This window comes from Thalassospira mesophila (assembly GCF_002115755.1).
Lineage (GTDB): Bacteria > Pseudomonadota > Alphaproteobacteria > Rhodospirillales > Thalassospiraceae > Thalassospira > Thalassospira mesophila.
In genome coordinates this window covers 658208-680910 of sequence record NZ_JFKA01000002.1, presented here as the reverse complement: position 1 = coordinate 680910, position 22703 = coordinate 658208, and the positions used below count along the sequence as shown (strand labels likewise).

Annotated in this window: 19 protein-coding genes; 11 read left to right on the top strand and 8 right to left on the bottom strand. The window is 56.4% G+C overall.

Annotated features, from left to right (window positions below):
- Positions 1-32: 32 nt before the first annotated feature.
- Positions 33-2624, bottom strand: a complete 2592-nt coding sequence (locus TMES_RS07520; protein ID WP_085581001.1) for a methyl-accepting chemotaxis protein — start codon at positions 2622-2624, stop codon at positions 33-35.
- Positions 2625-2988: 364 nt separating this feature from the next.
- On the opposite strand from TMES_RS07520, the gene TMES_RS07510 reads away from it, so the two are divergent.
- The gene (locus TMES_RS07510; protein WP_085580997.1) at positions 2989-3387 is read left to right on the top strand and encodes an MAPEG family protein; all 399 of its coding nucleotides are present in this window, start codon (positions 2989-2991) and stop codon (positions 3385-3387) included.
- A gap of 104 nt (positions 3388-3491) precedes the next feature.
- Here TMES_RS07510 and TMES_RS07505 read toward each other — a convergent pair whose 3' ends face one another.
- Positions 3492-3935, bottom strand: coding sequence for a MarR family winged helix-turn-helix transcriptional regulator (locus TMES_RS07505; RefSeq protein ID WP_085580995.1), 444 nt, complete (start codon positions 3933-3935; stop codon positions 3492-3494).
- A 182-nt stretch (positions 3936-4117) separates the two neighbouring features.
- Between TMES_RS07505 and TMES_RS07500 the strand changes: the two genes are divergently transcribed.
- From TMES_RS07500 to TMES_RS07480, 5 genes are all read left to right on the top strand, one after another.
- Positions 4118-5149, top strand: coding sequence for an alpha/beta hydrolase (locus TMES_RS07500; protein ID WP_085580993.1), 1032 nt, complete (start codon positions 4118-4120; stop codon positions 5147-5149).
- Between the two features lie 108 nt (positions 5150-5257).
- A complete protein-coding gene (locus TMES_RS07495) occupies positions 5258-5683 on the top strand; it encodes an organic hydroperoxide resistance protein (protein ID WP_085580991.1) in 426 nt (141 codons plus the stop codon).
- 159 nt (positions 5684-5842) lie between these two features.
- A complete protein-coding gene (locus TMES_RS07490) occupies positions 5843-6295 on the top strand; it encodes a YqaA family protein (RefSeq protein ID WP_085581269.1) in 453 nt (150 codons plus the stop codon).
- A gap of 185 nt (positions 6296-6480) precedes the next feature.
- On the top strand, positions 6481-6846 hold the full coding sequence (locus TMES_RS07485; RefSeq protein WP_085580989.1) for a hypothetical protein: 366 nt from the start codon (positions 6481-6483) through the stop codon (positions 6844-6846).
- A gap of 264 nt (positions 6847-7110) precedes the next feature.
- The gene (locus TMES_RS07480; RefSeq protein ID WP_085580987.1) at positions 7111-9876 is read left to right on the top strand and encodes an ATP-dependent DNA helicase; all 2766 of its coding nucleotides are present in this window, start codon (positions 7111-7113) and stop codon (positions 9874-9876) included.
- A 25-nt stretch (positions 9877-9901) separates the two neighbouring features.
- Here TMES_RS07480 and TMES_RS07475 read toward each other — a convergent pair whose 3' ends face one another.
- Positions 9902-11821, bottom strand: coding sequence for a heavy metal translocating P-type ATPase (locus TMES_RS07475; RefSeq protein WP_085580985.1), 1920 nt, complete (start codon positions 11819-11821; stop codon positions 9902-9904).
- 394 nt (positions 11822-12215) lie between these two features.
- On the opposite strand from TMES_RS07475, the gene TMES_RS07470 reads away from it, so the two are divergent.
- From TMES_RS07470 to TMES_RS07460, 3 genes are all read left to right on the top strand, one after another.
- A complete protein-coding gene (locus TMES_RS07470; protein ID WP_085580984.1) occupies positions 12216-12662 on the top strand; it encodes a DUF2946 family protein in 447 nt (148 codons plus the stop codon).
- 390 nt (positions 12663-13052) lie between these two features.
- Positions 13053-14417, top strand: coding sequence for a PepSY-associated TM helix domain-containing protein (locus tag TMES_RS07465; RefSeq protein WP_085580982.1), 1365 nt, complete (start codon positions 13053-13055; stop codon positions 14415-14417).
- A gap of 63 nt (positions 14418-14480) precedes the next feature.
- Positions 14481-15140, top strand: coding sequence for a Crp/Fnr family transcriptional regulator (locus tag TMES_RS07460; RefSeq protein WP_158091202.1), 660 nt, complete (start codon positions 14481-14483; stop codon positions 15138-15140).
- Positions 15141-15197: 57 nt separating this feature from the next.
- Here TMES_RS07460 and TMES_RS07455 read toward each other — a convergent pair whose 3' ends face one another.
- Genes TMES_RS07455 through TMES_RS07435 form a run of 5 tightly spaced genes read right to left on the bottom strand, consistent with a single transcriptional unit; the run spans position 15198 to position 20531 of the window.
- Positions 15198-16103: an SMP-30/gluconolactonase/LRE family protein gene (locus tag TMES_RS07455; RefSeq protein ID WP_085580978.1), complete on the bottom strand. Its 906-nt coding sequence runs from the start codon at positions 16101-16103 to the stop codon at positions 15198-15200.
- On the bottom strand, positions 16100-17107 hold the full coding sequence (locus tag TMES_RS07450) for an ABC transporter permease (protein WP_211275880.1): 1008 nt from the start codon (positions 17105-17107) through the stop codon (positions 16100-16102). Before TMES_RS07450 ends, TMES_RS07455 begins: the two co-directional genes overlap by 4 nt.
- A complete protein-coding gene (locus TMES_RS07445) occupies positions 17104-18030 on the bottom strand; it encodes an ABC transporter permease (RefSeq protein WP_085580976.1) in 927 nt (308 codons plus the stop codon). The genes TMES_RS07450 and TMES_RS07445 overlap by 4 nt, the downstream gene beginning before the upstream one ends.
- Entirely contained in the window at positions 18027-19505 is a 1479-nt protein-coding gene (locus TMES_RS07440) for a sugar ABC transporter ATP-binding protein (RefSeq protein WP_085580974.1), read from the bottom strand. The genes TMES_RS07445 and TMES_RS07440 overlap by 4 nt, the downstream gene beginning before the upstream one ends.
- Before the next feature lie 12 nt (positions 19506-19517).
- Positions 19518-20531 carry an ABC transporter substrate-binding protein gene (locus tag TMES_RS07435; protein WP_085580971.1) on the bottom strand — a complete coding sequence of 338 codons (1014 nt, stop codon included), beginning with the start codon at positions 20529-20531 and terminating at the stop codon, positions 19518-19520.
- Between the two features lie 234 nt (positions 20532-20765).
- Between TMES_RS07435 and TMES_RS07430 the strand changes: the two genes are divergently transcribed.
- Positions 20766-21971 carry a GAF domain-containing sensor histidine kinase gene (locus TMES_RS07430; protein ID WP_085580969.1) on the top strand — a complete coding sequence of 402 codons (1206 nt, stop codon included), beginning with the start codon at positions 20766-20768 and terminating at the stop codon, positions 21969-21971.
- Positions 21952-22689, top strand: coding sequence for a response regulator transcription factor (locus tag TMES_RS07425; protein ID WP_085580968.1), 738 nt, complete (start codon positions 21952-21954; stop codon positions 22687-22689). The genes TMES_RS07430 and TMES_RS07425 overlap by 20 nt, the downstream gene beginning before the upstream one ends.
- Positions 22690-22703 lie beyond the last annotated feature (14 nt).

Below are 22703 nucleotides of genomic sequence, written 5' to 3'. Positions count from 1 at the left end.
GGCACGCCACCATGCGGTCCCTCTACGCGAAATTACGATGCCTCGCGAATTTCGCGCAAAAATCCGTTCACGGCATCGCCAAGGCTGGCGGCCTCGCGCAGCAGCCCTTCGGCAATGTTTAACACATCGCCCACATCCTCGCGCACGGTGGCGGCGGCTTGCGACAAAACCAGCACATCTTCATTCGCGCGCTGCGTGCCCACCGCCACTTCCTGTGACCGGTCCACAATCGACTGCGTTAACCGCGCCTGTTCGCCCACCGCCACGGCAATTGCCGCCGAATTGCCCTGAATTTTCTGCACCCCGTCGGTCATTAACGCCACAACCGATGCCGTCTCGCGCGAGGCATCCTGTGTTGCTGCAATCTGGCGCGAAATATCACCGGTGGATCGCGCGGTTTCCCCCGCCAGATGTTTCACTTCGTTGGCCACCACGGCAAATCCCTTGCCCGCATCCCCGGCCCGGCTGGCTTCAATATGGGCGTTCAGGGCCAACAGGTTGGTTTGCCCGGCCAGCCCTTCAATCAGGCCCACAACCGCGCCAATTTCCGATGTCGCCAGCGCCAGCCCGGCAATGGTGGTTTTCACCTGTTCGGCCCCGGCGGCGGTATCGCCAATAACCTTGGCCGTTTCGCCCGTGCGCTGGTTAATATCGGCAATCGATGTTGAAATTTCGCTCGCCGCTGCGGCCACCTGCTGAATACCCGCTGCCATCTGGGTCGAAATAGCCAATGCCGCATTGGCGCGTGTACTCACCTGATCGGCAATACCATTGAGGGCGCGTGCCCGGTCGGTCATGGTCTGGGCCGCCCCGGCCAGGGCTTGCACAATGCTCAGCACATCGCGTTCAAACTGCTCGGCAACGGCAATGCGGCCCAGCTTGCGCTGCTCGGATGCTTCATGGCGCGATATTTCCATTTGTTCGCGGGCATCATCCATCGATTTGGCATTGCCAATAAAAATGTCGAGCGCATCAATCATCTCGCTAATTTCATCGCTGCCATCATTGCGTAGCACCACCTGGCGGTCGCCATCTGCCGCCCGGCGCATGGCCTTGGCCAGGTTTTCCAGCCGTTTGACAATCCGCCGCCCCACATACAGCCACACCACCAGAATGGAAAACACCACCCCGGCTGCGGCCAGTGAAATTTGCAGCATATTGGTCTGGTCCAGCGCTGTTTGCGTTTCCCCCGCCCCGGTCGCCGCCGATTGTTGGGCTGCCGCCACAATAACCGCCACATCATCGGCAAGGCGCGTGGCGGCTTCGCGGTTTTCCTGCATCATCGCATTATTGGCCGCCAGGGTATCAAGCTCCTGCCCGCGCAGGGCCAAAATGCCCTCATCGCCAAACCCTGTTGCCAGTAACTTGTCGATCAGCCCCGAAATAACGGTTTGCTCCGCGCCAAGCTGCCCGGCCTCGCTGCCAATCTGTTTGGCAACCTGCTGCAAGCTGGTTTTAAGCATCGCCAACTGGTCCGCACTGCTGGCATTGCCCGCCTCGGCCAGTCGCCCGACCAGCAAATTCACATCTGCCAGAAGCGAGCTTAACCGAATGTAACTTTCCTGTGCCTGTGGCACCTGCACGCCTGCCAGTTCCTGGGTCTGCGTTGCAATTTCCTGCCCGGAACCGGCAATATGGGTGCGAAAATTAAGCATCATCGGCAACAGAAAATTGCTGATATCGCCGTCCAGTTCCACAATCTCATCAACATATTGCGCCAGCTCCGCCGACAGTTTTTCCGCCTTCTCCGATCCCGGCTCGGCCCGCAACTGGCCAATGCGCAGCATATAAATGTTTTTGTCATCGCCGCCAAAGGCCGCCAGTTTGTCAATCGCACCCAGCACCATTTTTGCCGCCGGGTCTTTCGCCAGTGGCCGTAACGCGCCTTGAATGTTGGCAAGGGCTGAATCAAAATCGGTCGATCGCGACATCACCTTGGAGGGTTCGGTTTCATAGGCCCCCAACAGCAACGATTTGGTCAGGGCCGCCGTGGCCCCGCGCAATTGAAACATCGGCACAATACGTTGCGACAAATCATCGCTGATCGAACTTGACGCCGTTGTCGTTGCCACCGTCAACGACGCAATACTGTTGGCCAGCCCCTGTTGCGATTTTTCCATCGCCGGTTTTAACTGGGCTAACAAGGTATCATGTTGCTGTTCAAGCGTGCCCAGCCGCGCCACGCGCTGCGCCTTTTGCTCTAACCGGGTCCGCGTGGCTTTCACCAGTGCATTCAGGCTGGAATTTAACGCCCCCACCTTTTGCACCATGTCGCTGGCGGTATCGTCATCGAGATGGTTCTGCGACAGCTTGTCGACCGCAGCGGTCATAAATTCCTGCTTTTGCGCACTTTCCTGCGCCAGCCCGTCCAGTTCACCCGCACTTTCTGCCGCATCAATACGCGGCCCCAATGCCAAAATCCCGGCCGCCGATGTTGCCAGCCCGTGGGCTGTTTCCAGCAATGGCACCTGGGATTGCGTAATATCGGTCACATGCCCGCGCACCGCACGATAAGACAACCAGCCGATCGACGCGGCAATACATGGCACCAGCGCAATCACCCCAAATGCCAATAACATTTTGGCCTTAATGCCCGTTTTGCCCTTGCCCGATCTTGCCCGCATTTTCACCTGTCCTTGTGCATTGCATCATTGGCACGAAGTTAGTCCCGACCGGGCAAAAACGCAGCAACGCTTCGGTGAAGTTTTAATGACCCTCATTTTTGTTTAAAATCAAATGATTACAACAAAACCAGCATGGCAAAAACATGCCGTTGCGGGCGAAAACCTTTATTGAAACAACCGTGAAATGTGAACACTTTCACATTTGTGCCTGCGAACAACGCCCGCCAGCGGCCCCACCCTTGCCCGGCTTTACCGGTCCCGCTCCCCCGGCCCGCCGGTTTTTCGGCCTGCTGCAAAAATATCGCTATCGCGCAACCCGAAGTTACTTCTAAATGAGCCAAAGCCATTTAACGGAGCATTCGCCATGCAGGCTATTCCCGCCATTCCCGCGACCTTGTTTTTGACAGCCATTTTCGCGGTGATGTTAACCGTCCTTAGCCTGCTGGTATCCTTGCAGCGCCGGTCTGCCAAAATTGGCACCGGCGATGGCGACAATATCGTGCTGCGGCGTCGTATCCGCGCCCATGGCAATTTTATCGAAAATGCCCCGCTGCTGGTGCTGGTCTGCGCGGTACTGGAAATCAGTGCAACGGCATCTTCCGCCACCATATGGGCGCTGGCCGTCGCCTTTATGGTCGCCCGGCTGTTACATGCGTTGGGGGTTCTTAAAATTCCGGTTGTCGGCTCGCAAGCCGTGGGTATGGTGTTACAGCATGTCGCAATACTGATCGGGGCGGCTTTGCTGTTGCGCGGGCTGATCTGATCATTTGATCATTTGATCATCAGGTTGCCAAGCCCGCCCGCCAGCGCGCACCACGCCCAAACGCGCTTGTTCCCGGCCGTTCCGTATCGCCCCCCTGTTGGTTCCTATTGCGCCGATTTTTCCAGCGCATTGCGTAATGTCGTCAGCTTGCGGGTTAAATCCACCAGTTCGTCCAGCTTCATGCCACAGGCTTCAAAAACACAATCGGGCACATCGGCGGCCTTTTGTTGCAAGGCGCGCCCCTGTTCGGTCAGCACCACACGCACCTGTCGTTCATCCTCGCGGTCGCGTTCCCGGGTTAACAACCCGGCCACTTCCAGCCGTTTGATCAGCGGGGTCAAGGTGTTGCTTTCCAAAAACAGTTTGCTGCCAATGCCGCGTACGGTTTGCCTGTCTTCCTGCCACAACACCACCATCACCAGATATTGCGGATAAGTCAGCCCCACCTCGTCAAGCAACGGCTTGTAAATACGGTTAAAGGCATGGCCGGTCGAATAGACCGAAAAGCACAATAGCTGATCCAGCGTCAGGGTCGGTTTTTCTGCCATCTGGCTCTCCTGTTTCACATCAACCAGTTAATTTAAATCGTGCACGATTAAATATCAAGCGATTTAATCGCGGGTCTGATATTCCATAATTTAAATCGTGCACGATTTAATCGCGTGCTATTTAAAATGCACCGAACGGCGATACACCGCCCCCCCACCAGACAATCCGAAAGGACACCACCATGAACGCCTTAAAAACAACCGTTACCGCCGCCGCACTGGCCCTTGCCACCGCCACCTTCACCGCCCCGGCCCAGGCCGATGTGGTGCTTGAACCCGCCACCCAGAACTTCCTCGACGGGCTGGCCGCCGCAAACGTCCCGGCGATCTATACCCTGACCCCGCAACAGGCCCGCGACCTTCTGTCCGGTGCGCAGGCCGGCGATGTCACCGCTCCCGCCGTTGATACCGAAGACAGCATTTTGCCGGTTGGCCCCACCGGCGCCACCCGCATTCGCATCTATCGTCCCAAAGGCAACACCGACCGCCTGCCGGTTATTGTATATTTCCATGGGGCTGGCTGGGTGATGGGTGGCACCGATACCCACGACCGTCTGGTTCGCGAACTTGCCGTTGGTGCCAATGCCGCCCTGGTCTTTGTCGATTATGAACGCTCGCCAGAGGCCAAATACCCCACCGCCATCGAACAGGATTACGCCGTTACCAAATATGTCGCCGATCACAGCGAACAGCTTAATGTTGACCCCACCCGCCTTGCCATTGCCGGCGATAGTGTCGGCGGCAACATGACAGCCGTGGTTTCGCTTTTGGCCAACGAACGCAAAGGCCCGGCAATTAAAGCACAATTGCTGTTTTACCCGGTCACCGACACCAATTTCGATAACGGCTCCTACACCGAATATGCCAATGGCCCGTGGTTAACCCGCGATGCGATGAAATGGTTCTGGAACGCATACCTGCCCCAAAACGTTGACCGTACAGACCCTAAAATAACCCCGATCCACGCAACGCACGACCAGCTTGCCGGACAGGCCCCGGCCCTCGTGATTACCGATGAAAACGATGTTTTGCGCGACGAAGGCGAAGCCTATGCCCGTAAATTGTCACAAGCCGGTGTCACGGTAACCTCGACCCGATACAACGCAACCATCCACGATTTTGTCATGCTCAACGCACTGTCACAAACCCCGGCAACCCGGGCCGCCATCGCCCAGGGCATCTCGTTTCTTAACAACGCCCTGCACGCCAACTAACCACAAGCTAACCTTGCACCAAACCCGCAACGGGGTTGCAGGCAGCGGCCTGTGCCCCATGTTAAGCGCACCCCCGCGCAACCGACCTTTAAACAAAGGATGATCAAAATGTCTGTTAAAGTTCTGTATCGCACTTCCGGTTCTGCAACTGGCGGCCGTGACGGCAATGCCAAAACCGAAGACGGCTCGATCGAAGTTAAACTGACCACCCCGAAAGAACTGGGCGGTGCTGGCGGCGACGGCAACAACCCCGAACAATTGTTCGCCATGGGCTATTCCGCCTGCTTTATCGGCGCAATGAAGGCAGCCTCCTCACAGGGTGCCCCCAAAACCCCGAAAGACGCCGCCATCAAGGCAACCGTTGGCATTGGCCCGCGCGATGAAGGCGGCTTTGGCCTTGATATCGACCTGCACATCTCCCTGCCGGGTCTGGAACGTGCCGATGCCGAAAAGCTCGTCGAACAGGCCGATAAAATCTGTCCCTATTCCAATGCCCTGCGCGGCAATGTCGATGTCCGCCTTCACATCGACTAATCTCAACCGTCTTTAAAATGGCGGATCTCCCCCCAAAACAGATCCGCCCGCTTTGGCCCGGCACATTCCCCAATGTGCCGGGCTTTTCCGGGGTGCCTCACCATCGCGATCCCCAATATTCCAATGGACCAAATCCCGGCCAGTCGCTATGTCGTCCCTATGGTCACATTGCTTCTTGTTTATGGCGGGCTGTTTTTATCGGCCTTCACATCTGCCACCTTGCTGCCCGGCTCGTCCGAGGCGGTTTTGGCCGCCCTTGTTGCGGCGGGCAATTATGATGTGCGCGTGCTGGTGCTGGTCGCCACATTGGGCAATGTCGCGGGCTCGCTGATCAACTGGCTGCTTGGCATCGCCATCGAACGCTATCGCCATGCCCGCTGGTTCCCGGTATCGGACCGCGATTATCAACGCGCCTGCCACTGGTTTTCGCGCTTTGGCCTGTGGGCCCTTTTGTTTGCCTGGCTTCCCGTTATCGGCGACCCCATCACGCTGGTGGCCGGGGCTTTGCGGGTGCGTTTTATCCCCTTTATCCTTCTGGTCACCATCGGCAAGGCGGCGCGTTATGCCATGGTGGCAGGCGGGGTCGGCTGGGTCGCAAGCCTGTTTGGCTAATTCAAAATATTGCCAAATAAAAATATTTCAAAAGTCGAAACGCGCAAATTATCCAAAACACAACACCAAGTATAACCAAATAAAAACATAAGTAATTTGCTAAAAATAACAGTCAGTGATTTAATAAATTTAACAACACTAAAAATATACTTATGAATTTCATAAAACTAATGGGAAAATACTTAATGAATATGGAAATTCCTACCTGGGTAAAGCCCGGCATTGTCGGCGGTGTCATCGGTGCGATCGTAATCACAATTATCGGCTTCAATGCGAACTGGGTTGTTTCAACCAGCACCGCAGCCGAGATGGCCGATGATCAGGGCAAGGAAGTGGTTATTGCTGCCCTCGCCCCGATCTGTGTCGCCCAGTTCAAAACCCAAACGCCGACAAACCAGACCGCGCAGCTTGCTGCCCTGAAGCAGGAAAGCTCTTACAAGCGCGACGATTTCGTCGTCGACCAAGGCTGGGCCACCATGCCCGGCAGCGAAAAACCCACCAAAGAAATCGCCGACGCCTGTGCAGACCAGTTAATGAAACTGACCGAATAACACACATCCCCGAACACCTTCGGGGACGTTCTCTGTTAAAAACGGCGTTCGGGATAACACCCGAAGGCCGTTTTTTATGTTGCTTGTGGGCACAACCGTTTAATAATCATGCTCCAGCTCACTCTGTTCCCATCGCCAAACCCGGAATGCATTACGGATCGGGCTTTGTATCCTCCCGTTTACCAGCGGTCCCTTTGGTAAAATTCGACAGCAGGATAATTTCCCCGGTAGCACTCGCCTCGCACACTGATTATAGTGCCGCAAATGTTCGATGATCGCACCGAAACCCAGCCCCGTTTTTTGCCGCCCGACGCACCGGTTATGGTCGCCGGTTTGCGCCATGCTGTGTTTTTAACCCCCGATGGCGAGGTCGAGGAAATGCCGCTGGCTGCCGCGGCCAAGCGGGCCCGCGCCCAGCGCCCGATCATTGTTCACATGCCCGCCACCGCCAAACGCCTGCGCCTTGATGGCTTCATTGGCCATGATTTGCTTGAACTTTTTGCCTTTGTGCGCCCGGCGCAGTTTTGTGTGCCCACCCCGCGCGGCATTGCCCTGGCAACCGGGCAAGTGGCCTGCGATGACCTGGTTGGTCAGGCTCAGGCGCTGGCCGAAGCCATGAAACGCCTGCTTCAGGAACTTGCCGTTCTGCCCGGCGAAAAACGCGGCCATGCCCTGTCCATTGCGTGGCCAATGGCGCGCGGGCAATGGCCGTGGGGTGTGTCGGTTTTGGCTGCGATGGGGGCCGATGGCGATGGCCCGCACCGCTTTGCGGTTTATGAAGGCCTTAAAATCTGGAAAAAACTGGGCGAATGGTCTGAACATGCGCCGCCGCCGCCCCCCGGCAACAATCCGGTTGAACCGGCCGAGGCCCGCGAACGCCTGTTAAAACTGCTGGGCGAAGGCGCCGAAGAACGCCCGCAACAGGCCGATTATTCATCCGCCGTTTGTTCCGCCTTTGCCCCGCGCACCGCCGATGGCGCGCCCAATATCGTGCTGGCCGAAGCCGGAACCGGCACGGGCAAAACCCTTGGCTACGTCGCCCCGGCATCGGTGTGGGCCGAAAAAAACGAAGGTGCGGTCTGGATATCCACCTATACCCGCAACCTGCAACGCCAGATCGACGGCGAACTCAACCGCCTTTATCCCGACCCGCGCGACAAACGCCGCAAGGCCGTGGTCCGCAAGGGGCGCGAAAACTATTTATGTCTGCTAAACTTTGAAGAAGCCCAACGCCCGCTGGCCCAGCAACCTCGCCAGGCCATTCCGCTCGGTTTAATGGCGCGCTGGGCGGCTGCCACCCGCGATGGCGATATGGTTGGCGGCGATTTTCCGGCATGGCTGACCGAACTGATCGGCGCACGCTTTACATCGGCCCTGGCCGATCAGCGCGGCGAATGTATTTATGCCGCCTGCCCGCATTATTCGCGCTGCTTTGTTGAAAAAACCGTGCGCCGGGCACGCTCGGCCGAAATCGTTGTCGCCAACCATGCCCTTGTGATGGTGCAGGCCGCCCTTGGCGGGCTGGATGATGCCTCCATGCCCACCCGTTATGTCTTTGACGAAGGCCATCATTTGTTTGATGCCGCCGACAAGGCCTTTTCCGCCCACTTAACCGGGCAGGAAGGGGCCGAATTGCGCCGCTGGCTGTTGGGGGCCGAAAACAAAGGCAGTTCGCGCGCACGCGGCCTCAAACAACGCCTTGAAAGCCTGATCAGCGAACGCGAAGAACTGCGCGATGCGGTCAATGCCGTGATCGTTGCCGCCCAATGCCTGCCTGACCAGGGATGGCTGATGCGCCTGCAAGACGGTGTTGACCATGCCAGCGGCCCGGCCGAAATTTTTCTGGCCCATGTCAAGGCACAGGTGATGGCGCGGGCCTCGGAAAAAGACCGTGGCTATTCGATCGAAACCGATTGCAAACCCGCCGTTACCGAAGTTCTCGCCAGTGCCGCCGATCTGGACCGGGCCTTGGCCTCGCTGGAAAAACCGGCAAAAACGCTGATCAAAATCATCGCCCATATGCTTGATGAAAAAGCCGACGAGCTTGATTCCGCCGAACGTCAGCGCCTCGATGCCGCCATTCGCTCGCTTGAACGGCGCGCCATCATGCAGGTTGCCGCCTGGCGCGGGATGCTGGAATCACTGGTCGATGCGACGCCTGCCGAATATGTCGACTGGTTTGCCATCGAACGCCAGTTTGGCCGCGATTTTGATATCGGCATGCACCGCCATTATATTGATCCGACCTTGCCGCTAACCGCCGCCCTGGCCCCCACCACGCATGGCATGGTCGTCACATCGGCCACACTGCGCGATGGCACAGGGGACGACATGTTTGACTGGGGTGTCGCCGAAGACCGCACCGGGGCATCCCACATGCCGCTGCCCGCCGTGCGTGCGGCCATGAAAAGCCCCTATGACTATCGCAAGCAAACCCGGGTTTTTATTGTTAATGATCTGGCGCGCGACAATGCCGACCAAATCGCCGCCGCCTATCGCGAATTGTTTCTGGCATCGGGCGGCGGTGCGCTGGGCCTGTTTACCGCCATCACCCGCCTGCGCGCGGTTTATGAACGCTTGACCGGCCCGCTCGACGAAGCCGGTTTGCAATTGCTGGCCCAACATATGGACGGCATGGATGTTTCCACCCTGATCGATATTTTCCGGGTTGAACGCGATGCCTGCCTGCTCGGCACCGATGCCGTGCGCGACGGGGTTGATGTGCCCGGCGACAGCCTGCGTTTAATCGTGTTTGACCGCGTGCCGTGGCCCCGCCCCGATATTTTGCACCGGGCGCGCAAGGCCGCGTTTCACGGTGCCCGGTACGACGACATGATCACGCGCCTGCGCATGAAACAGGCCTTTGGCCGCCTTGTGCGCCGCGCCGAAGATCGCGGGGTGTTTGTCCTGCTCGATAACCGGATGCCAACCCGCCTTTTGGGCGCGTTTCCCGAAGATGTCGATGTGCAGCGCGTTGGCCTGAAAGAAGCCATTGCCCAGACAAGGGCGTTTTTACATCCCGAGCTTTGACAGGTTAACCCTGCCTCGTACAGGCTTACCTGGCACCACCAAGATCGGATGCAATATCGTGGCGCAGGGCCAGCCGAAGCGCGTTTGAAATGGCGATAATATCAATGCCTTCCTGCAAAAGCGCCCCTGCCACCGGGCTGATATAGCCCGCCGCGGCAAACCCCATCGCCAGCACCGACAGCACCATGCCACCAATAACGCTTTGCAAAAGAATACGGCGCATGGCGATACTGATATGCAAAAGTTCATCCACCGTGGCCAGCGATGCCTCGGGGATCACCACCCCTGCGGCCTGCGCCGTAACCGCACTTTCCTTGCCAAAGGCAATGCCAACCGTGGCCACCGCAAGGGCCGGGGCATCATTAATGCCATCGCCCATGAACAATGTCGGCGCAGCCGCCGTTTCCGCGCGCACAATGGCAACTTTCTGCTCCGGGCTTTGGGATGCCAGGCTTTGGTCAATGCCCAGCAATTGCGACAAATAGGTAACCTCGCTTTCGCGGTCGCCCGATACCAGCATGATTTTTTTAAACCGGTGGATCGGCCCTAAATGGTCCACAAAGGATTTGCCATCAATGCGCGGCGTATCGCGAAACCGCAATGTTGCCCCATACCGGCCATCGACCATCACCACACATTCCAGCCCCGCCGACGTTTCGGGCAAAAAACGGGCGTTTTCCGGGTCGCTCGCCAGCAATTTTTTGCGATGGGTAACGGCAATGTTGTGCCCGTCCACCACCCCGGTTAATCCCTGCCCCGGCTTTTCCGATGCACTGGCAACGTCACCAGCTTCTATCTTGCGGTCCTTGGCCGCCGCCATCACCGCCATTGCCAGCGGATGGCGCGAATAACGTTCCAGGCTGGCAGCAAAGCGTAATACATCTTCGCCAACAAAACCCTCGCCGGGCAAAATATCGGTCAGTTCCGGGCGGCCATAGGTCAGGGTGCCGGTTTTATCAAAAATCGCGGTCTGGCAGGTTGGCAACCGTTCCAGCGCGGTCGGGTCGCGAATAACAATTCCGCGCCGGGCCGCAATCGAAATCGCACTCATCACCGTAATCGGAATGGCAATTAACAACGGGCAGGGGGTGGCCACCACCAGCACGGCCAAAAACCGTGTTGAATCACCCGTCACATACAAAACCAGCATGGCAAACAACAATGCCACCGGCGCAAACCACGCCCCGATCTGGTCGCCCAGGCGGCGAATTCTGGGCCGTTTTTGTTCGGCATCGCGCATCACATTCATGATCCGGGCATAGCGGGAATCACGCGCCTGTTTTTCCGCCCGGATCACCAGCACGGCATCGCCATTAATCGCGCCTGACAGCACCGCCGTCCCCGGCACTTTTGCCACCACAAATGGCTCCCCGGTCAGGTAGCTTTCATCCATATTGCCATGCCCCTCGACCACAGTTCCGTCCACCGGGGCGGTTTCATGGGGAAAGACCGCAATCAAATCGCCAATCGCAACATCATCAAGTGCAATGTCGGTTATCTCGCCTTTTTCGTCCTTGCGGTGCGCCACCGCCGGCATCCGGCTGGCCAGCGCATTTAACGCCGACGACGCCTTGCGCATCGCAAACGCCTCCAACACCTGCCCACCGGTCAACATCAAAATAATCAATGCGGCAGCCAGATATTCGCCAAGCCAGATCCCGGCGACAAAGGCAATGGCAGCCAAAAAATCGGCCCCCATTTCGCGGCGCAGAAATTTCAACAATAACTGGGCAAGGATCGGCACACCGCCAATCCCAAACAGCACCAGCAACGGAAGGTCGGCCGCGCCAAAGCCCCAAACCCCCTGCAAACCCGACCAGCGCAGCGAAAAATGCCCAAGGATCGCCAGCAATGTTGTCATCAGGATTGCGCGATTAACAACGGGAGCCGACAATACCGCGTCCACCTGCGCCAGAACCCGGTCCGCCTCCCCGAAAATCGCCATATCGCATGCTCCTGTTGATGATCGTCAGATCATGACCGACTTCCCAACGCGAGGCCATCGATATGACCTCAAACAAAAACATCCCCGCCGAAATAATCAAGGGGACGACACAACAGGTCTAATCCTTAAACCCATCCCAATAACAAAATCCGCATCGGCACCCGCAATGGGTTTCCCGCTGTCTTTATTGTTTCTAATCACCGCCCCCCTATGGGCAAACGCCCGGTCGCTCGGTTTTCACAGCACCCTCAACCGCAGGTAAAACGTCTTTTAAAACATATACCCCTTGTGAAATACGCCACAAACCGGCCTGAATTAGATATTGGTAAACTTTGACAGCATCTTGAAAACGTTATAATCAAATCGCAGATTAATCCTGATTTGGACATTTGCCGTGCGTGCCAACCGGGCCTCCTCACCGTCTGATCTGCGGGTAACCATCACAACGCTGGTGGCGTGCCTTCTATTGGTCAATACCGTGCTGTTTGGCTTCATGCATGCACCGCTGGCCGCCCAGGCCAATGCTGACGGTACCGGCTATATCCCGCTGCTTATTTGCACCGCCAACGGCATTCAGGCCATTCGCGTGCCCGCCGACCCGGCAGACCCGCAATCCGCCCCCGAAACATCGGGCAAATACGACAGCTACGAAGCCTATCAATGCGCCCTGTGCGGCATCGGCATGCATGCCATGGCCCCCGCCGAAATTGTCGAAATTCCGGTGCTTCATCGCATTTTGCTGTCCAATGCGGTAACCGCCCTTCACATCACGGCCCATTCCCCGCAATTTTATCCCCAAGCCGGGCCTGCCCGCGCCCCGCCAGTTCCCCTTGCAGCATAATTAACCGTTTTTTGGTTTATTTCCGTCGGTAAAGCCGCCGATAGCGATCAACCGCCTGCAAGGAAAATGCCTGTTTTCGGCGTTATCCGGCCTGCCAACCTGCCATCAACTTTATGATGGTTAAGGTGTCATTTGCCGGATCCCCCATAACAAAGCATTCCTTGATGGCCGCCACCGCCGTGCCCTTCGCTCACGGACATCACGGTATTGCGCCATAAATGGCCCCGAAACGGTTCTTCATGCTGCCGCGTCTGATCATGCTGCGCGGTCTGTCGGCCTGTATTTTTAATGCCCGGCCCCACTCCCCGCAGCTTTCGTAATGACACCAGCAGAACGCACGTCGTCTCGCCTTGCGAGAACCCGCAACGTGCCCTGTTTTGGGGATATATCATGTCCAACCCGATCAGCAGTGCTTCGCACCGCGCCGAAAACACCCATGCCTTGTATCGCGCCGTCTGGCGCTGGCATTTTTATGCCGGGCTTTTTGTCCTGCCCTTCATTGTCCTGCTTGCCATAACCGGCGGGGCCTATCTTTTCCGCGATGAAATCGACAATTTTGTTTATTCCGACCTAAAACAGGTCACTTCCCCCGCCACCCCGGCCCTGCCCTATAGCCAGCAAATGGCGGCAGCCCGATCAATGCAAGATGGCACGGTGGTTAAGTTGACCACCCCGGTCACGCCAACATCATCGACCGAAATCACCATTGCCGATGCCGCTGGTGCTCGCCATGCGGTTTATGTAAACCCCTATACCGGCAAAGCCCTTGGCGAAATGGCCGATCGCGGCACCATCATGTGGCTCATCCGCCGTCTGCACAGCTTGGCCGAATTTGGCACCTTTCCCAATGCACTGATCGAAATTGTTGGCGGCTGGACCATTTTGCTGGTCCTGACCGGCATTTACCTGTGGTGGCCCAAACGGGTTGATGGCACCTCGCGTCTTGCCATTCGCGGCAAGCCCGCTACCCGGCGCTGGTGGCGCGACAGCCACGCCGTGATCGGCCTTTTTGCCGGGTTTTTCATTATATTTCTGGCAACCACCGGCATGCCGTGGTCGGTATTTTGGGGCAAATATGCCAACCAGTTTGCCAATGGCACGCCAACCGGTTACCCGTCCGGTGTGCGCGTCGATGTGCCGCTTTCCACAATTCCCATGATCGATGCCTTTGGCACAACCGGCTGGACCACCGAAAACGCCCCGCTGCCTTTTTCGGTTGCCACCGGCCCGCAAGCTATCGGCATTGATGCCGCCACACAAAAGCTGAACAATCTGGGCCTCACACAGGGCTACGCCGTTAGCCTGCCCAATGGCCCGCGCGGTGTTTACAGTGCCTCGATCTATCCCGACGACCTTTCCCTGCAACGTGTCATTCATCTTGATCAATATTCCGGCCAAGCCCTGATCGATATGTCCTATGCCGATTACGGCCCGCTGGGACGGGGGCTGGAATGGGGGATCAACGTGCATATGGGTCAGGAATTTGGTCTGGCCAACCAGATATTCATGCTGATGGTCTGCATCTCGCTGATCTTTATGGCGGTTTCGGCCGGCGCGATGTGGTGGAAACGCCGCCCCAACGGGCAAATGGGGGTTCCGCCCCTGCCGCGTGACATTCGCAAGATTTACGGGGTTATGGCGATTCTGGCGATTGGCGGCATCATCTTCCCGCTGGTTGGTCTGTCGATGATCGTGATTTTGCTGCTTGATCTTGTTTTTGTTGTTCGTCCGCGTGCGCAGCTGCGCAACGCCTGATCATTGTTTGGGCGCACGGCATTCATGCTGTGCGCCTTTTCCCGCAAACAGAAGGATCCGGCCATGAACACCACCGAAGCCCTGCGCCACATCCTGCCCCATGCAGATGACACCCCGTTGCGGATTCCGGCGAACCGCGTGCTTGAACCCGAACACGAAAACCTGACCAGTGCCTATATCATCAAACAGGGGCTGATCATTCAGGGCCATTACAATCGCGGCGGCGACCGCCAGATTTGCCGGGTATATCGCCCCGGCGACCTGTTCGGCCTCGAAGCCCTGAACGGCCCGTTCCCGCCAACCGGCCCCACGCTGGTCAGCGAAACCCTGTCGGAATGTCAGGTGATGCGGGTTTCACTGGCACGCTTGCGCCAGCAACAATCGACCAACCTGTCGCTGACCCAGGCGGTAGCCTGCTTTCTCAGCCGCGAAATTATCGCCAGCCATTACTGGAAAATCAATATCGGCAGCGGCACCGCGCTTAGCCGCATTTGCCGGTTTTTATTATGGATCGCCCATCACGACCAATGCATTGTCCCGCCGCGCGAAAAGCTGGGCAGCATCGTTTCCGTCACCACCGAAACCGCCAGCCGCGCCATCGCCAATTTACGCCGCGAAGGATCCCTGCAACCGGGCGACCCGCAACACCGCGATAAGATGCGCATCAACCGCGCCGAATTAATGCGCCACGCAGGCGACTTCTGGGATGATCGGGCGGCATGAACATGGGGCCCTAATGGCCGTAATATCCGCGCACCTCATAATCAACGCTCACTCGCCTCAAGCGATGGCAGCAGCACTGTTAACGTGGATGGCATAAACACTGGTTGTTGCCGTTATCAGCAACTCGTTGCCGCGCGGTCCACCAAATGTCAGGTTTGATACGGTCTCGGGAACCAGAATTTTACCCAGCAAAACACCCCTGGCATCAAAACAATGCACACCATCGGCGGCCGAGCTCCAGACATTGCCGTGGCAATCAACCCGTAACCCGTCAGGGATTCCCGTATCAACCGACGCAAAGTTCCGCCCGTTTTCAAGTGAATTATCCGCCCCCACATCGTAAACGCGGATAACAGCAGGCACGGTGTCATCATGGCTGCGCCCCGATTCCGCAACATAAAGCCGCGTCTCGTCGGGCGAAAAAGCCAAACCGTTTGGCTGCGTAAAATCCCATGCAACCGGCAAAAGGACGCCGGTATCAGGGGCCAGGCGGAAAACATGGTGATGGCTTTGTTCGGGGGCGGATTTATACCCCTCGTAATCGGACAAAATCCCGTATGTCGGGTCGGTAAACCAGATACTACCATCGGATTTAACCACCACATCGTTGGGCGAATTAAGGCGTTTTCCGTCGAACTGATCAGCCAGTGTTGTAATGCGGCCATCATGCCCGGTACGGGTCACAGTCCGCGTCCCGTGCTGGCAACTGATCAGGCGGCCTTGCGGGTCCGTGGTATTGCCATTGGCAAAATCAGACTTGTCGCGAAATACATTCACCGTGCCATCACACATCCAGCGATAGATTTTCTGATTGGGAATATCGGAAAATAACAGGCATTGATGGGCGGCAAACCACACTGGCCCCTCTGTCCATAAATGCCCGCTCGACAGCTTGCGCAGACTGACATTAAGCAACACAAGGTCGCGAAAACGCTCATCAACAATTTCATAGGGTCCGTTCATACCCTGCCCCTTTTTTTGCTGGCCAGTGCAACCACAGACACAATAATCAACCCGGTCAGGATCAAACGCACCCCGGCACCCAGGCCATAGGAATTCAGCATCGACACCAGCAGAAACATGAAAAGCGCCGCCGCCCAGATACCGGGAACATTTGAATTTCCCCCGGCAATCGACGATCCGCCAATCACAACCACCGCAATCGACATCAGCATATATTCCGTTCCCATATTAAGGTTGGCCCCGCCGGAAAAACTGGCCAGCATAAAACCGGTAAGCCCCGCCAGAACCGCACAGCCGACATACACCCCGAAATGCACCGCATTGACCGGCACACCGCCCAAACGGGCCGCGCGCTTGTTTTGGCCCGTTGCCAATATCCAGCGCCCGACAATGGCCTTTTCCAAAATGACCCACGCCAGCACGGATACCAGCAGTGCCACCAGCGCGGCATTGGGAATACCAACCGTGCCCCCGGTCGCAAAATCAGCCAGACTTTGCGGCGGTTTGATCCGCAAGCCCCGGTTTGACCAGATCGCCAGCGACTGAAACAAAAATGACGACGACAGCGTGGCAATAATGGGTGGAATGCGCATCAGCAAAATCAGGCCAAAGTTAAACAGCCCGCACGCCAACCCGACGCCAATGGCAATCAACAGCCCCGGCACAACAAGGGCGCCATCGCTTGCCATGAATTTTAGCGCAACGGTCCCGGCAAGGGTCATGGTTGCCGGAATGGAAAGGTCCACATTGCCCGGCCCCAATGTCACAACAAACATCTGGCCAATCCCCACCATTACGGCGAAGGAGGCAAATGTAAAAGCAACGTAAAGCAAAGACCAAATCCCGCCACCGCCGCCGCCCGAACCGGCCAGAATGGCGGCAACATAGGTGGCACCAGCCGCCAGATAAGCCCATATCCACGCCTTGCGTGATAATGCGCCAAGCAGATATTTAACCCCTTGCTTTGGCGTAGGAACGGCATTGTTTTTGGCAGTCATGGTCATGCCAGTGCCTCCCGCCGGGTAAAGACAAGCCGCACCGCAAGCACCAAAATCAGGATCGCCCCTTGCGCACCAATCTGCCAGTCAGACGACAGATGCAAAAACGATAGAAAACTTGCCGCCAATGTCAGGGTCAGCGCGCCAATAACGGCCCCGATAGGCGACACCCGCCCCCCGGTAAACTCGCCACCACCCAAAATTACCCCGGCAATCGACAACAGGGTATAGCGCAACGCAATGTTGGCATCGGCCGATGTCGTCAACCCCACAAGGGCCATCCCGGCCAGCACCCCAAACAGCCCGGCAATGCCATAGGCAATCGCCTTAAGCCCCAGAACAGACCACCCAGAACGCTCAATCGCCTGTGCATTGCCGCCAACACCGCGCAGCAACACCCCCAACGAAGACCGCTTAACAAAATAATGCATAATCAGCCCAATCAGGATCGGCGCAATAATCGCCACCGGCAAAAAAGGTGGCTTGGCTTTCATCATCGCCCGGAGCCAGTCCGGTGCGGCCCCGCCAGGCGACGGCAAAATCAAAATCGCCAACCCCGACCAGAAAAAAGACATGCCCAGTGTCACAACAATCGCCGGCAGGCCACGGGCATGAATAACCGCCCCCATTCCGGCATAAACAAGGATCGCTGCGAGCAAGATGGCATAGCCGATCACGGGATCAGACTGCACAAAGGTCGCCGTCACACAGGCACAAAAACTGACAAAGGTACCAATCGACAAATCAATGTCGTTCACCATCAGGATCATCATCTGGGCTATGGTCGCCAAGGCAACCGGAACCGCCAGATTAAACAGAAGGTTAAGTCCGAAATAGCTCATGGCGCGGGGTTGCAGATAAAACACCGCCGCCAACAAAATCGCCAGCGATAAAACCGGCAATAAAATACGCAAATGATCGCGGTTCATGGGGCGGCCTCCTGCATCTCGAACGATGCACGCAGCATGTTTTCTTCGGTAATGTCATCGCCGGTTAGCTCAGCGGCAATTGCACTGTCGCGAAAAACAAAAACGCGATCACATTCCAGAATTTCGTCGGTTTCGGTCGAATACCACAAAAATGTCCGGCCTTTTTCGGCTTCATCGCGGATCATGCGATAAACTTCCTTTTTGGTGCCAACATCCACGCCGCGCATCGGGTCATCCATCACCACAATCGGGGCTATCGATGCCAAAGCCCGTGAAAACAGCACCTTTTGCTGATTACCGCCGGAAAGCGACAAAATCGAACTTTCAAGATTGTCGGTTTTAATGCCGATTTTGTGGTGCCATTGCTGTGCCAGCGCCTTTTCCCCCTTGCAATCGACCAGAAAACGGCGGCTAAACTCCACAAGGGTCTGCAAACTCAGATTGCGCATGATCGACCACAGCGGCATCACACCATCGCGTCCGCGGTCACCAGCAACAAAAACCACGGCAGGTTCACGGGTGGCGCGCCAGTCCGACGACCGTTCGAGAAAACACTGCGCCAATGCCTCGGCCTGTCCATGCCCGGCCAGGCCCGCCAGCCCGACAATTTCGCCCTTGCGCGCCGTCAGGCCATTTTCCATTCTTAAAACTTCGGGGCCAAATTCTTTGTGCTTTCGCGCCGCCGCCACGTCTGCTGCGTCGGGCACAACATGGCCCATCGCGTCGACAAGGCTGTCGCGGGTAAAGTTTTCGGCATCATCATTGGCAAGAATGCGCCCGTCTTTCATCACCACAAGGCGGCTCGCCACTTTGAAAATTTCGCCTAGCATGTGGGAAATAAAGATAATCGCCCCGCCTTTGGCGCAAAACCGACCGATATAATCCAGTAATTGATCTGCAATCGCGCCATCAAGGGATGATGTCGGCTCATCAAGGATCACCAGTCGGGCATCAATATCGCGCCCGGAAAAGGCAATCGCAATTTCAACCATCTGGCGTTCGGCAATCGACAGATCACCAACCACGCGATAGGGATCAATTCCGTTGCCGGGAAAAATGGCGTCCAGAGATGCGCGCACCGCCAATGCGGCGTTGCCGCGCCAGTTGCGCCACGGCATTTTCCGATAGGGAATGCGTAAATTTTCCAGAACCGTCAGGTTGGGGCATAGCGACAATTCCTGAAACACACTTCGTATCCCGGCATTTCTGGCCCGCAGGGAATTCCGAAAATCAGCCTTGCTGTCCCCGCCATCATAGCTGGCATCACCCGTCGTCGGGGACAAACGGCCATTAATCACGTTAACCAGGGTCGATTTGCCCGCACCGTTATGACCCACCACCCCGACACATTCACCCGGCATGATGGCAAGCTCGATATCGCTCAGGGCCTTTACCGCGCCGAAAGAAACCCCGATGCCCGCCAAAGCAATGATCGGCACCTTTCCGGTGCCGATCCCTTTTTGGTTTACCACCATAATCGCGTCGCCTTACTTCGTCGATTTGATCAGGTTTTTCGCGTCATCCAATGAATATTCCACATTGGCGACCGAGCCTTCCGGCGTACTCTTGAGCATCTTCTCAAGGTCACCCTGATCAACACGCAAAATCGGCACGGTCAGATCTTTGGCAACATCAGCACCATCCAGAATTTGCTGCGCCACCCAGAAAGCCAGCGTGCTTACACCTGGCGCAATCGACAGCGAGGTCGTTTCATACCCGTTTTTCGCGTTTTGCTCGGACCACCATTTCAGTTCATCCTGACGGTTGCCCATAATGATGGTTGGGGTTGGCCGGTTGGCCGCCGCAAAAGCCTGTGCGGCACCATATCCATCGCCGCCCTGGGTAACGACCCCCGCGATCTCGGGCAGGCTGGGCAAAATGCCGGCAACGGCTTTCTGGGCCACATCCTGTGCCCAGTCCCCATGCACCGACCCCACAATCTTGAATTTGGTGCCCTCTACGCCTTCATGGATACCCGCGCTGATTTCATCATCAACGAACACCCCGGCAAGACCGCGAATTTCAAGAAGGTTGCCCCCATCGGGATAGCGTTTTTCCAGGTATTTAATCTGGTCGCGGCCCATCTGTTTGAAATCAACCGCAATGCGCCATGCACAGGGTTCGGTAACGATACCATCAAAGGAAACCACGATAATACCGGCATCGCAGGCTTCCCTGATCGCACCGTTAATCGCCGTCGGGGATGCCGCATCTATAACAATGGCGTCATAGCCCTGCAGGATCATATTCTGAATTTGGGCGGCCTGCTCGGTCGCCTGGTTTTCCGATGTGGTAAAGGCATCGGCAGCGGCGACAGTGCCATTTTTAGCAGCCGCCCCGGCAACCTTTTCCCAGCTTTCCAGCATGGCCTGGCGCCAGGAATTGCCGGCATAATTGTTGGAAAAGGCAATACGTTTATCGGCAGTATCGGCCATCGCATGGCCTGACGCGACAATTACAGTCCCCGCAATCACGCCCAGAAGCATGGTCTTGAATGTCATTTTTCCTCCCTGACGCGACGATGCCACGTCTTGGTTTACTTGTTTTGTTTCAACTTCCCCGCCTTGTAGCGCGACGGGATTATCTTTTTTTACGTAATATGATTTAGGGTGATCCCGGCAAAATCGTAAAGAGCGCTCGCCGCACCAGCGTTGCGGGTTCACACACCAGTGTTGCGGGTTCCCGCAAGACAAATCAAATCCACCGTCATATGCTCATCGCAGGAGGAAGCCTTCATGTCGGATCTCGCTCATTACCTGCGCATTTCCAATCTTCTTGCAGGCAATCTCGATATCCATTCTGCCTTGCATTCCGTAAAATCGGAAATCGACAAGATTATCGAATTTGATCATCTTGATGTCTGCCTGACAGACACAGACAAAACATGGAACACATCCTACGAAGTGGGGCTGCAAACAAGCTGGAGCGCCTCGCGATCGCTGGTAAACAAATCGCCGGTCCGCGACATTCTTTTGGGCCGAACCGACTATCTTCTGACCGGCAATGCCCTTAAAGACCCGCGTTATATTTTCCCCGATGCCATAAGCGCGCCGATCCTGCATCACGAGTTTCGCAGTCGCGTAAATGTCGCAATGAAGGTTCTGGGCGAAGTTGTCGGTTCGTTGAACTGTTCGTCTCAAAAGGAAAATTTCTATACTCAGCGCCACGTCGAACAGGTGCGCATTCTGGCCGATATCCTGGCCCCATATTTTTATGCCTTGCGGGCCAATGAAAAAGCCAGCAAGGAAGCGATATTTCGCGCCGAAATCCTTGCACGGGAAGAAGGTTTGCGTCTTGGCGCGCTCAGCCTGACCGATGCGCTGGAAGCGGAACGACAACGGATTGGCATGGATTTACATGATCAGACGCTGGCAGATTTAACCCGTATCGCGCGTGACATCCATCCGGGACTGACCGAAATACAGCATCATCGCCTGCAACAGCAGATACAAAACATGATACAGGATTTGCGCGATATCATTGACACATCGATTCCGTCCATTCTGGAGCTTTTCGGCTTTCATCATGCCATCGCCACCCATATGGAACGCGCCGTCAGCCGCGAAAGCACAATGCAGTTCAAGGTCGAGGATCTGACCGGCGGTGCCGTTGATACCTTGCCCGACACCATCCGTATCGCCGTTTTCCGCATCTGCCAGGAGGCCACCAATAATGCCGTCCTGCATTCGGGGGCAGCCCACATTTCCGTTCTTGTATGTCATGATTCCAACGGATATCTGAAAATCAGGATTGCCGATGACGGGACGTTCCGACTGTCCGATCGCAAAACCCGACGTGGGCTGGCCCATATGAAAACCCGTGCCCAACTTATCGGGGCGCAATATGAACTTCGCACCACGAACGGAACGCAAATAACAATAAAGCTGCCACAAGCGGCCAAAAATACCGAAGGGTCGGCCCATGAAAATATTGCTGGTTGAAGACGACAAAATGCATGCCGATTTCCTCAAGGAAATCGTCGAAAGTGCGCTGCCGGAATTTAACGAAATCGTGATTGCCCGGGATGGCAAAGAAGGCGAAATACTGGCCCAGCAGCATAAGATTTGGGCCATCGTGATGGATTTGCGCATGAAAGAACATAACGGCATCGAGGCCGCCAGAACCATCTGGGCCAGATGCCCCGATACCCGTATTCTTTTCTGGTCAAATTATTCGGACGAAGCCTATTTGCGGGGCATTGCCACTATCGTTCCTCCTCAGGCAACTTATGGCTATGTGTTAAAAACGGCCACACCGGACAAAATGCGGCTGGCCTTGCGTGCTGTTCTAATCGAAGCCCAAATCGTTGTTGATCGTGAAGTCCACCAGATACAAAATCAGCAAATGCGGTCGCACAGTGCGCTGACCGAGTTTGAATATGTCATCTTGCTTGATGTCGCCCTTGGCCTGCCAGACAAAGCCATTGCCACACGGCGCAAACTCTCACTGCGCACGGTCCAGAACCGCTTGTTATCCCTGTATGACAAACTTGACGTCGGTGCCCTTGACCAAAATGATATGGGCATCTTGCTTAACAAACGGGCCCGCGCGGTTTCCAGCGCCATTGCCCGCAAAATCATTAACCGCGAGGGGCTGGCCGCCGCCGAAAAAGAACTCCGGGCATGGCTCAGCAAATCCCAAAAACCACAGCAGCAATAACCATCACCGACCGA

What these genes read in the sequence shown, in the direction of transcription:
- TMES_RS07520 (WP_085581001.1), bottom strand. Translation starts at nt 2,624, where the DNA reads ATGCGGGCAAGATCGGGCAAGGGCAAAACGGGCATTAAGGCCAAAATG.
- TMES_RS07510 (WP_085580997.1), top strand. Translation starts at nt 2,989, where the DNA reads ATGCAGGCTATTCCCGCCATTCCCGCGACCTTGTTTTTGACAGCCATT.
- TMES_RS07505 (WP_085580995.1), bottom strand. Translation starts at nt 3,935, where the DNA reads ATGGCAGAAAAACCGACCCTGACGCTGGATCAGCTATTGTGCTTTTCG.
- TMES_RS07500 (WP_085580993.1), top strand. Translation starts at nt 4,118, where the DNA reads ATGAACGCCTTAAAAACAACCGTTACCGCCGCCGCACTGGCCCTTGCC.
- TMES_RS07495 (WP_085580991.1), top strand. Translation starts at nt 5,258, where the DNA reads ATGTCTGTTAAAGTTCTGTATCGCACTTCCGGTTCTGCAACTGGCGGC.
- TMES_RS07490 (WP_085581269.1), top strand. Translation starts at nt 5,843, where the DNA reads ATGGTCACATTGCTTCTTGTTTATGGCGGGCTGTTTTTATCGGCCTTC.
- TMES_RS07485 (WP_085580989.1), top strand. Translation starts at nt 6,481, where the DNA reads ATGAATATGGAAATTCCTACCTGGGTAAAGCCCGGCATTGTCGGCGGT.
- TMES_RS07480 (WP_085580987.1), top strand. Translation starts at nt 7,111, where the DNA reads ATGTTCGATGATCGCACCGAAACCCAGCCCCGTTTTTTGCCGCCCGAC.
- TMES_RS07475 (WP_085580985.1), bottom strand. Translation starts at nt 11,821, where the DNA reads ATGGCGATTTTCGGGGAGGCGGACCGGGTTCTGGCGCAGGTGGACGCG.
- TMES_RS07465 (WP_085580982.1), top strand. Translation starts at nt 13,053, where the DNA reads ATGTCCAACCCGATCAGCAGTGCTTCGCACCGCGCCGAAAACACCCAT.
- TMES_RS07460 (WP_158091202.1), top strand. Translation starts at nt 14,481, where the DNA reads ATGAACACCACCGAAGCCCTGCGCCACATCCTGCCCCATGCAGATGAC.
- TMES_RS07455 (WP_085580978.1), bottom strand. Translation starts at nt 16,103, where the DNA reads ATGAACGGACCCTATGAAATTGTTGATGAGCGTTTTCGCGACCTTGTG.
- TMES_RS07450 (WP_211275880.1), bottom strand. Translation starts at nt 17,107, where the DNA reads ATGACCATGACTGCCAAAAACAATGCCGTTCCTACGCCAAAGCAAGGG.
- TMES_RS07445 (WP_085580976.1), bottom strand. Translation starts at nt 18,030, where the DNA reads ATGAACCGCGATCATTTGCGTATTTTATTGCCGGTTTTATCGCTGGCG.
- TMES_RS07440 (WP_085580974.1), bottom strand. Translation starts at nt 19,505, where the DNA reads ATGGTGGTAAACCAAAAAGGGATCGGCACCGGAAAGGTGCCGATCATT.
- TMES_RS07435 (WP_085580971.1), bottom strand. Translation starts at nt 20,531, where the DNA reads ATGACATTCAAGACCATGCTTCTGGGCGTGATTGCGGGGACTGTAATT.
- TMES_RS07430 (WP_085580969.1), top strand. Translation starts at nt 20,766, where the DNA reads ATGTCGGATCTCGCTCATTACCTGCGCATTTCCAATCTTCTTGCAGGC.
- TMES_RS07425 (WP_085580968.1), top strand. Translation starts at nt 21,952, where the DNA reads ATGAAAATATTGCTGGTTGAAGACGACAAAATGCATGCCGATTTCCTC.